The sequence below is a fragment of the Rhizobium mesoamericanum STM3625 genome, from assembly GCF_000312665.1.
Taxonomy (GTDB): domain Bacteria; phylum Pseudomonadota; class Alphaproteobacteria; order Rhizobiales; family Rhizobiaceae; genus Rhizobium; species Rhizobium mesoamericanum.
This window is the reverse complement of the sequence record NZ_HF536772.1, coordinates 2658173-2667572: the sequence shown is the minus strand read 5'-3', so window position 1 is coordinate 2667572 and position 9400 is coordinate 2658173. Positions and strand designations below refer to the sequence as shown.

Annotated in this window: 9 protein-coding genes; all 9 read right to left on the bottom strand. The window is 57.1% G+C overall.

The genetic code is table 11. The features are described from left to right. A partial coding sequence (locus BN77_RS33485) for a helix-turn-helix domain-containing protein (protein WP_157224481.1) occupies nucleotides 1–178 on the bottom strand: 178 nt, incomplete at its 3' end. A 470-nt stretch (nucleotides 179–648) separates the two neighbouring features. Beyond that, entirely contained in the window at nucleotides 649–2043 is a 1395-nt protein-coding gene (locus tag BN77_RS13135) for a M20 family metallopeptidase (RefSeq protein ID WP_007532566.1), read from the bottom strand. 615 nt (nucleotides 2044–2658) lie between these two features. Continuing rightward, nucleotides 2659–2982: a hypothetical protein gene (locus tag BN77_RS13125; RefSeq protein WP_040677149.1), complete on the bottom strand. Its 324-nt coding sequence runs from the start codon at nucleotides 2980–2982 to the stop codon at nucleotides 2659–2661. A gap of 467 nt (nucleotides 2983–3449) precedes the next feature. After that, complete coding sequence (locus tag BN77_RS33480; protein WP_157224453.1) at nucleotides 3450–3668, bottom strand: hypothetical protein; 219 nt, start codon at nucleotides 3666–3668, stop codon at nucleotides 3450–3452. 717 nt (nucleotides 3669–4385) lie between these two features. Beyond that, a complete protein-coding gene (locus BN77_RS13110; protein WP_040677146.1) occupies nucleotides 4386–4868 on the bottom strand; it encodes a hypothetical protein in 483 nt (160 codons plus the stop codon). Between the two features lie 28 nt (nucleotides 4869–4896). Next, nucleotides 4897–5451 (bottom strand): cysteine hydrolase family protein, encoded by a 555-nt coding sequence (locus tag BN77_RS13105; protein ID WP_244426213.1) that lies wholly within the window; start codon nucleotides 5449–5451, stop codon nucleotides 4897–4899. 585 nt (nucleotides 5452–6036) lie between these two features. Then, nucleotides 6037–6867: an MBL fold metallo-hydrolase gene (locus tag BN77_RS13100; RefSeq protein WP_007532550.1), complete on the bottom strand. Its 831-nt coding sequence runs from the start codon at nucleotides 6865–6867 to the stop codon at nucleotides 6037–6039. Between the two features lie 4 nt (nucleotides 6868–6871). After that, nucleotides 6872–7654 carry a TatD family hydrolase gene (locus BN77_RS13095; protein WP_007532549.1) on the bottom strand — a complete coding sequence of 261 codons (783 nt, stop codon included), beginning with the start codon at nucleotides 7652–7654 and terminating at the stop codon, nucleotides 6872–6874. A gap of 7 nt (nucleotides 7655–7661) precedes the next feature. After that, entirely contained in the window at nucleotides 7662–9212 is a 1551-nt protein-coding gene (gene metG / locus BN77_RS13090; protein WP_040677755.1) for a methionine--tRNA ligase, read from the bottom strand. Between the last annotated feature and the right edge of the window lie 188 nt (nucleotides 9213–9400).

Genomic DNA, 9400 nt, shown 5'->3' with positions numbered 1-9400 from the left:
CCTTATGCCTTATCGACGCTGCGCCGTCAGTCTTGATCCGCTCCAGCAGACGACGAACCTGGCGTGTGCTCAGATCAAGCACACGCGCCGCCGACACCAGCGTCATGCGGCCGGCAATCACCTTCGACAAAATCTCGATCCGCTGCACATCACGCTCGCTCATCGCTATCAGTCCCATCCGCAATCTCCCAGGTCATCAAAGCCCGGGGAGAGTGACATTCTTACTTTGCAGAATGAGGACACTTTAACTTTGCGGGTACATCAGAAAATCGGATAAGATAGATTATGGAACTAACGCCGACACTCTGCACAGGTGGTGGTTGAATGTGGCTACATCGGCTAGCCGAATACAGCCGTGACTGTTAGCGTCTTGCTGTCGGCGTCCAAGGTTGCTTCGGTACCAGTTGGGTTTTTGCCAGAGCATTATCCCCCGTGTCCAAGACAAACACCCAAGAATGCCAGTCAATCCGGCAAGGCTGTTGCATCAAGCCAAACAATCCACCGCCGACCGATTGATTGGATTCGTCCAACCAAACCGCCAGTAAAGCCCGCGCGATCATGCGCTAAACGGATCGCTTTCCAAGAAGTTGGGAACAAAAATGCTCTCTTATGCAGCCAATGCCACCAGCCGCGCGCTCACTTACCGGGTCAATCGGCGTTTGATGCTCCCGGAACGTTTGGCTCGCCAAGGTCCCAATAAAGCCCCGCCATCAACGCGAGACTCTCACGGGCGATGTTGACGGGCAGATGCTCGTTCGGTGCATGCTGAGAGCACCCCGGATATGAGTGCGGTATCCACACGGTCGGAAGCTGCAGAATTTCGGAGAAGGCATCGTTCGGCAGCGAGCCGCCAAGGTTCGGCAGTATGGCCGGCTTTTTCCCCGTCGTGCGGCCAATCGAGTCCACCGCCCAACTAACCCATGGGTGTTCAGGATCGAGCCTTGTCGCACGAAAAGCGGCATCGTTCGCCTGCGCTATTTGAACCTGTGAAAAACCGCACTGATCCAGATGGCGGCGCAGAGCCGGCAGGATATTTTCCACCTCGACACCGACGACGAAGCGCAACTGACAGCGAGCCCAAGCTCGCGCCGGAATGGCCCCAACAGGCGTCCTCGGGTTTCCGGCCTCGAAGGCAGGTACGGCGAATGAGCACCAACCGTACAGCTTCTCCGCTGGAGTCAGGCCGGGCTCGCCCCAATCGGGATCAATCTGCGGGCCTTCAGCACCGCTCTCGATCTCACAGTCCGCGAGAGCTCGGCGAACATTGTCCGGAATACCCATCGGGAGCCATTCCGGGACCAGAATCCTGCCCGAGGGCGAGGCAATAGTGGAGATCGCATGGGCAAGCTGGATTGCAGGGTCGGATAAAAGACCCCCCCAATTACCGGAATGATGACCGCCCTTGCGGGCATCGATCCAAATGTCAAAGCTGATCGCCCCGCGAGACCCCAGAAAGACAGTCGGCCGCGTGGCCGAAAGACGGGGACCATCCGAGGCGATCAACACGTCGGCGCGGAATAATTCCTTATGAGCCGCAACCAGTGCATGCAGGCCAGGGGAAAGCCTCTCCTCCCCCATCTCGATCAGATACTTGGCATTGAATCCAAGCTTCCCGCGCGTTTCGATCACGGCCCGAAGCGCACCGATGTTGATTGTATGCTGGCCCTTGTTGTCGGCGACACCGCGGCCGTACCACCTGCCGTCCCGCTCGGTCAGCTGCCAGGGAGAAAGACCGTCATCCCAATCATTATCGAGCCCCCGGACGACGTCGCCGTGGCCATAGCCCAATACCGTCGGTCGAAGGGCGTCCTCGTGGCGCTCGACATAAAGAAAGGGCCAATCTTCTTGGGAAAGTATCCGACCTGCGAAACCGAGGGCTTCGAAAGCCGGCTTCATCTCAGTCTCAATGTAAAGGTCGAGCACCGACGCACGGTCAGGGTTCTGACTCTCCGTCGGCATCGCGATCCGTCGCGCCAGATCCTTCCGAAAACGGCCTGATGTGAAGTAGGACACTGCTCTGGCAATAGCGGCGTCTCGTGTCATACGTGCAACCTAACACGAGACGGAATAAACCGGAATGGCCAGACACACCCCACCGTCGTTCGCGTTGGTCCTCAAGTTGCCCCTAGTGGCATTTGCACTTTAATCCCGCAAGACGCAACCCTGGGCTTGTCGCGGGCAGCGAACGAAGCTCACAAGCGTTTCAATGCTCCTCACTGCATCCGCGTCAGCGGGGCGTTTGTACGAGTTCGTACCGGAACCGGTACCTGATGGCGCATTTGGCGACGCGAACAAATCATGTTCACCTTTCCAATCGTCCCATTTAACCCCGCTTTCAATCAGCGGGGTTTCTTTTGGGCAGCCGCCGCGTCAGCCGCCTCCCGGTTTGAACCGTGTTTTTTGATGATCACCATCGCGTCCTCTTTCGAGATCCCATGCTTTTTCGCGAAAAAGGCAACCTCGTAAGGTTCGCTCGCGGAAACCCCGCCGCGATCAGCCGCGACGCAACTTCTGAAATCCAGGAGAAGACGGCTGCCAAGCTTAACGTGAAAGAAGCGCACGAGAGGGTGGGAGTTGCTCCACTGATGAGCGGCGCGGTCACCAATGGTCGTATGTCGTCCACCTCATCAAGCTCAATTCCGTGGATCCATTGCCCTACTAGTGCAGGACGTCGTCCGCCCAGATGGGGATCGTCACTGTGCGGATTTCTGTGAGCCGCCTTACCTTCAGGTGTCCATACTCGCTGCCATTGGGGAAATGCAGCTCCATCCTGAGATAGTGCTTTTTGCCACACCCCTCGCATTTGAAACGGGTTAGCACCCTGTCCAGGGTAATGTCACCGCAGAGTTTAACCAGATCGTCCGGAATATACCTGTGAGTGACCCGGCAGAAGTTGCAGGTGATCACAAGGATCTGTCCTTGGTCGCCCGCCTCCTTCAGGGTCCATAGTCGAAGTCTTCGGAACGGATGAATGTCAGGCATCGGGCCTGCACAGGCAAAAGTTTCCATCCCGTCTTCGGTGGCTTCCTCCCCGCTTCGCAACGCGGAAATCCAATTCGATCATGGCTTCCCTCGTAGCGTATTTGCTGTTTGTCGCTCAGGCCCAGACGACAACCTTCCGGCTCGGAACCGGAACTTCGTCTTAGCCGGTCGGGCTCCCAAGAGGTGCCCTGCCCGGAAGCAACGTTTTGCGAACGCATAGTCTTGCTTCTCTCGAATATCCTTCGGCAGCGCTCGCCACCAGACTTCAAACGAGTTGCGCTTCAGAGGATCCTTCGTAACCTTGTTCAACATCATCGCTATCCAATCGCATTCGTTCTCTATTTGTTCCATTATTCGCCGGAGTCAAGCAACGGGGCCATGACGTTCCGCGTACCTATGTGACACTGCGCGCTTGATGGAGTAATCCAAGAGACCTATCCCCCCGGTGGCCGCCCCAGCGCGACTTCTTATTGATGACATTCGTAAACACCCATCACGAGATCGACGACACCCGCATCGGAACCAATGCATTCTGCACAAATGCCGAATGCATCCTCGTCGAACTCATCCCTACTCTTTCTTTGATGGCAGCAATCGCAGACGACGGTTTCGTGGTTGGAAAACCTGGCTGGGGGCAGGATCTCGACAATAGGACTTTCTCCCGCACGATTGGCAGGTTTTGGCATGATAACCTCCCTGAATTCCTATAGGAATGAGATAGGAGCGTCCGCCGACGCTTTCCAGATCCCGGGTGTGGGCACTCTTATTCTGGTCGGCTACTTTGCCATCCCAACCGAGGGGAAGCGGCTGGCTTGTGCTATCTTTTCACATGGCAGCGTCTGCGCGGCGACTTCTTGGCGAAGGCCCGAATGCTCGTGATCACCCGCCCGGTGACCGTCGCGGATGATACGTTCAGTCTGCCGATTACGCTTCGACCTCCAGACAGGGACGTCATCGCTTTGATCACCCTTCAACCCGGCAGCGGGTTCGGTAAGGTTCCCGCTACCCAGACGATCAAGGAACCCATTCGAACGCCCTTCGAGACGAGCAATACGACGCAGCAGACCCCTACTTCGTTGTGTGAGACACCGACAGCTTGTGGTGCGTTCCATGCCGGACGAAAAGCAACAAACGCCCGTAAGAGAGCTGTGCAACACCGCGTTCAGGCTTTGCATATCGAAGACGGTCTTCATCGCGGCCACGCGAGGAAACCAAGTCGGTCAAGAGCATGGACACCCAATTGGGGCTTGAGGCCTAGCCCCTCCAAAAATCTGATGCAACTTTCTACGTCAGCTTCGCTGGGTGTGCTTGCTGGCGAAACCAGGCGGACAACGTCTCCGGCGGCCAGTCTGGGAATCACGGGCTTGCAGGTTTTACCCATGGAGCAGCAGGAGTTCCACATTTCATTCGTAGGCTTCTAGCGCTTGCGGTTCACGCCAGCGATGCGGCTGCCTGTCCCTATGGAGATCGCGGTATCGTTTGAGGTTGCTGGCGGATACGACTGAGATCGGCTCCTTCTCAACCTCGACCAAGGCTCCATGCAGGAGCGGAGTATCCCACAGGAAAGGAGCGTCGCCCCAGAAAAGCGTAACAGGCCCCTCTCCTCCCTGCACCAGGGTTATCTCGCACAGCGTGCCGTAAAAGCGGAAAGCTCGTTTGTGGCGGAAGCGCTTGAGTGGAACCTCTTCGAACTCAGGAATGTCTCGAAGCTTAGAATCGAGTTCCCGGAAGGTCTCGCTGCGATAAACCATATCGATATCGCTATGCGTAGATGGCTTGCGGAGACCTAAAACTTCCTCTGCCCAACCGCCAAAAAGATCGCAGACAACTCCTGAGCGTCGGAGCGCGGCTGTAACGGCGGCCACTTTCTCTCGGGTATTCTCCATTTGATCTCTTCGAACCTGCGTCCAACGGTTACCTTAGAGCCTGTTTAGCGGACAGAAGGGCAATGACTTCATCTGTCGGTCGCACATCGCCAAAGCTCCGATAAATATTGTGGAGTGCTGCGTTGTGCTCCTGATCGCGCCTGGCAGCCGTCCCGTCAGCTATGAAAATCACCCGGAACCCGCTTGCATAGGCGTCTCTGGCCGAGGACTCACAGCAGATGTTCGTCAGGGTTCCTGTGATGAGAACAGTGTCAATTCCGCGAGCGCGAAGAACAGCGGGTGCGTCTGAGGAGCCCGGGAAAAACGCACTATAAGCGGACTTCTCGAAATACAGATCTTCCGCTCTCGGTGATAGGCCAGCCCACACCCTTCGCGATAACGGGCCCACCCCGCCTGACCTCCTATATACTTCCGCTATCTCGTCGCCAAAGAATTCCCGTGTGAGATCCGGATGAGGCTGATTGGAGCCGGGAACAACCCAGGTCACCTTGCCACCAGCGGTGCGAAGAGCGTCCGCGAGGCGAATGATGTTCGGCAGTGTCCCTCGGCAGTAGCCGCTTTCCTCGACGAAAAATGGGACCATATCGATCACGATCAGGGCCGTTTGGCGGGCGTCGACAGATTCATATGCGTGCCGTCGTCCACGTCGCTGTTCCTGCCGCTCGTACTCACCCTGCTCAATCAGCCAATTGTGGAGCTTTGGGCGTGGGCCCGCAAGTTGGGCTATTGCGCCGCCCTGATCAGAACCCATCTCGGCGAATCCTCGTGCGATGTCACGATGATCGCCAATTGCTATCTGAGCGTCAATGACTTCACTCCAACTCGTCACCACTGCAGCATACGGTTGTGCTTGACCTACCTACAAGCACTTTCCTTGTTGCCAACCTCGCAACTCCAAGAAGCAGCAAACCGGTGAGGACGTAGCAGCACGCTGATGCGGAAGCAATCTACTAGGTCCCTATCATACAATGCGAGCGGGCCAGCCACTGACTCACCCATCAGTGCCGAAACCACACTATTTGGAGCAACAGAGGCAATCGAAAACGCAACGCCACCATTATAGTCGGACCACATAAATACGTTGTATTTCAAAACGATATTGGCGTATATTAATGTTCTTTGAAGGGCGGCTCGCCGCTTTCGGTGATGCTGGCGCGCTACAACCGCGTCAGACGGTTTCCAGCTCCGCCAACTCGATATCGAAGCTCATCTGATCATAGGCTGGTACGACATGATCTGGCGTCTCGGCCATAACAGTGTCGTAGTCGAGCGGGGTATGCATGTGGGTCAGGATTGCCCGCTTAGGCTTCAGACGATCAATCCAGTCTAAGGACTGTTCCAGCGAAAGGTGGCTGGGATGATATCGGTACTGCAGCGCGTCGATGATGAGGACATCGAGATCCCGAAGCTTGGTGACCGTTTCGGGAGGAAAGTCACTGATATCACTGCAATAAGCGACATCTCCGATGCGAAATCCCAACGACGTGATATCACCATGCTGCTGTGTGTGGGGACGGAACGAAATCGTACCCCCCGCGCCGGTAATTCGCATCGGCCCATCAGTGCTTTCAATGATCCTGGGTTCAACGATTGGCGGATAGTTACTCCCGGGGGGCGTCTCCATGCAATAGCCGAACCCCTGGCGAATGCGATCCATCGTCTCCTTCGTGGCATGGATCGGAACGCGTTGCTGCGATCCATAGAAATAGCCGCGAAGATCGTCGAGACCATGGATGTGGTCGGCATGCGGATGTGTATAGAGAACCGCATCGATGTGTGTGACACGGGCGGCGATCATCTGCTCGCGAAAGTCCGGTCCGGTGTCGACAACGACGGTGGTGACGCCACCGTTGTCATCAAACTGCTGCACCATGAAGGCCGCGCGGGTACGACGGTTCTTCGGATTGGCTGGATCGCAGGCGCCCCAGTCGCCTGTAATGCGAGGAACGCCGGGTGACGACGAACAGCCGAGAATGGTGAAACGCCGTCTGTATCCCACGCTCTTAGATCCTCGGCATCTTTGAGAAAATGCGGAATGCGTTCTCCGTCGTGATCCGGGCCATCTCGGCATAGCTAAGTCCGAGCGTCTCGGCCAGAACCTCGGCGGTGTTCACCACGTAGGAAGGTTCGTTGCGCTTGCCGCGCCAGCGCTTGGGCGCAAGATAGGGCGCGTCCGTTTCGACAAGCAAACGATCGTGAGGGATCGTCGCGGCGATAGAGCGAAGCTCCTCCGACTTCGGGAACGTCAGAATGCCGGAAAAGGAGACGTAGCCGCCAAGTTCAACACCCACCCTTGCGAGTTCGGCGCCCGAGGAGAAGCAATGAAGGATGAAGGGGAAGTTTCCCTTCCCCGTTTCCTCGGTCAGGATCGCCGCCATGTCTTCGTCAGCGCTGCGGCTGTGAATTACAAGCGGCAGCTGCGTTTCGCGCGATGCATTGATGTGACGCCGCAACCCGGTCTTCTGGTCTTCCGGTTTCTGCGTGTCGTAGAAATAGTCGAGGCCGGCCTCGCCGATCGCGACGATCTTCTCGTGGGCGGTAGCCAGACGGACGAGATCGTCCGTCTGGATGTCGAGTTCATCGCCGGCATTGTTCGGATGGGTGCCGACGGAACAGAACACAGACGGATATTTCTCCGTGATGGCGAGCAGCCCGTCCAGCTTGCGCACACGCGTCGAGATCGTCACCATCTGCTTGACGCCCGCATCGTGAGCGCGCTTGACGATCTCGTCCCGCTCCGCCTCGAAGTCGGCGAAATCCAGATGACAATGCGTATCGATCAGCATGACGTCCTCACGCTTCCGGCGCGACGTAGCGCGGGAAGACCGGCTTCGGCGCTTCCAGCGGCGTGCCGGCGACGAGGCGACCGGCTTTGCCGAGTGCCGCGAAATCTCGCTTGTCTATAGGAGCCGCAACGAGGTCCAAGAGCTTGCCGGCCGATTCCGGCATGAAGGGCTGCAGCAGGATGGCGATCTGACGGACGACCTCAGCCGTGACATACAACACGGTGTCCATGCGCGCCGGATCGGTCTTCTTGAGAGCCCACGGCTCCTGGCCGGCGAAATAGCGATCGGTTTCGGAAACGACGGCTATGATCGAAGCCAGCGCCCGGTGAATAAGCTGCTTGCCCATATCGTCCCGCGTCGAGGCGAGCAGCGCATCAGCCTGCGCCAACATGGCGCGATCTTCATCCGTCAGCGGACCACATTCCGGGATCTTGCCGTCGCAGTTCTTGACGATCATCGACAGCGAGCGGCTGGCAAGATTTCCGATACCGTTGGCAAGGTCGGAGTTGATGCGGGTGCCGATCGCCTCTTCGCTATAGCTGCCGTCCTGGCCGAAGGAGACTTCGCGCAGAAAGAAGTAGCGCACCTGGTCAAGGCCGAAATGGTTCACGAGATTAACCGGATCGACGACGTTGCCGAGCGACTTCGACATCTTCTCGCCCTTGTTGAGCAGGAAGCCGTGAGCGAAGACGCGCTTTGGCAGCGGCAGCTTCGCGGACATCAGGAAGGCTGGCCAGTAGACAGCGTGGAAGCGGATGATATCCTTGCCGATAATGTGCACATCCGCCGGCCAGTACTTGGCGCGGGGGCCGTTGCGATCTTCGATATAGCCCGTTGCCGTGATGTAGTTGGTCAGGGCGTCAACCCAGACATACATGACGTGGTCAGGGTCGTTCGGCACCTTGATGCCCCAATCAAAGGTCGTGCGCGAAATCGACAGATCCTTCAGTCCCGACTTGACGAAAGAAATGACCTCGTTGCGCCGCTCGGCCGGCCCGATGAAGTCCGGATTGGCTTCGTAGTGCGCGAGAAGCTTGTCCTGGTATTCCGAAAGCTTGAAGAAGTAGCTCGCCTCTTCCACCCATTCGACAGGCGTGCCTTGCGGTCCGTAGTGCACCCCATCGGGCCGCAACTCAATTTCGTTCGCTTGATAGTAGGCCTCGTCACGAACCGAATACCAGCCGGCATAGGAATCCTTGTAAATGTCGCCGCTATCGGCCATCAGGTTCCAGATGTTTTGCGACGTTTGATGGTGACGCTCCTGCGTCGTTCGAATGAAATCATCATTCGAGGCGTTGAGAAGTTGCCCCATCGACTGGAATGCGCCGGAATTGCGGTCAGCGAGCTCCTGCGCCGAAATGCCTTCTGCGCGCGCCGTCTGCTGCATCTTTTGACCGTGTTCATCGGTACCCGTCAGAAAAAAGACATCCTTGCCATCAAGGCGCTGGTAACGCGCCATGGCATCCGTCGCGATCAGCTCGTAGGCATGGCCAATATGAGGCTTGCCGTTCGGATAGGAAATCGCGGTGGTGATGTAGAAGGGTGTCTTGTCTGTCATGGCGGCCATTCTTGTCCGGCTTACTCTATAAAATTTGTCAGCCGCTCTTAGCGCATGTCATGGCGAAGCGAAACACCAAGTTTCGAAAGCATCGGCGATTTACCCATGACGGGCACACTGCACTTGACTCGATTTTAGACGCATTCTACCCAAAGAAAAATCCAAGGTGGGGCATCAGCGACGTGACA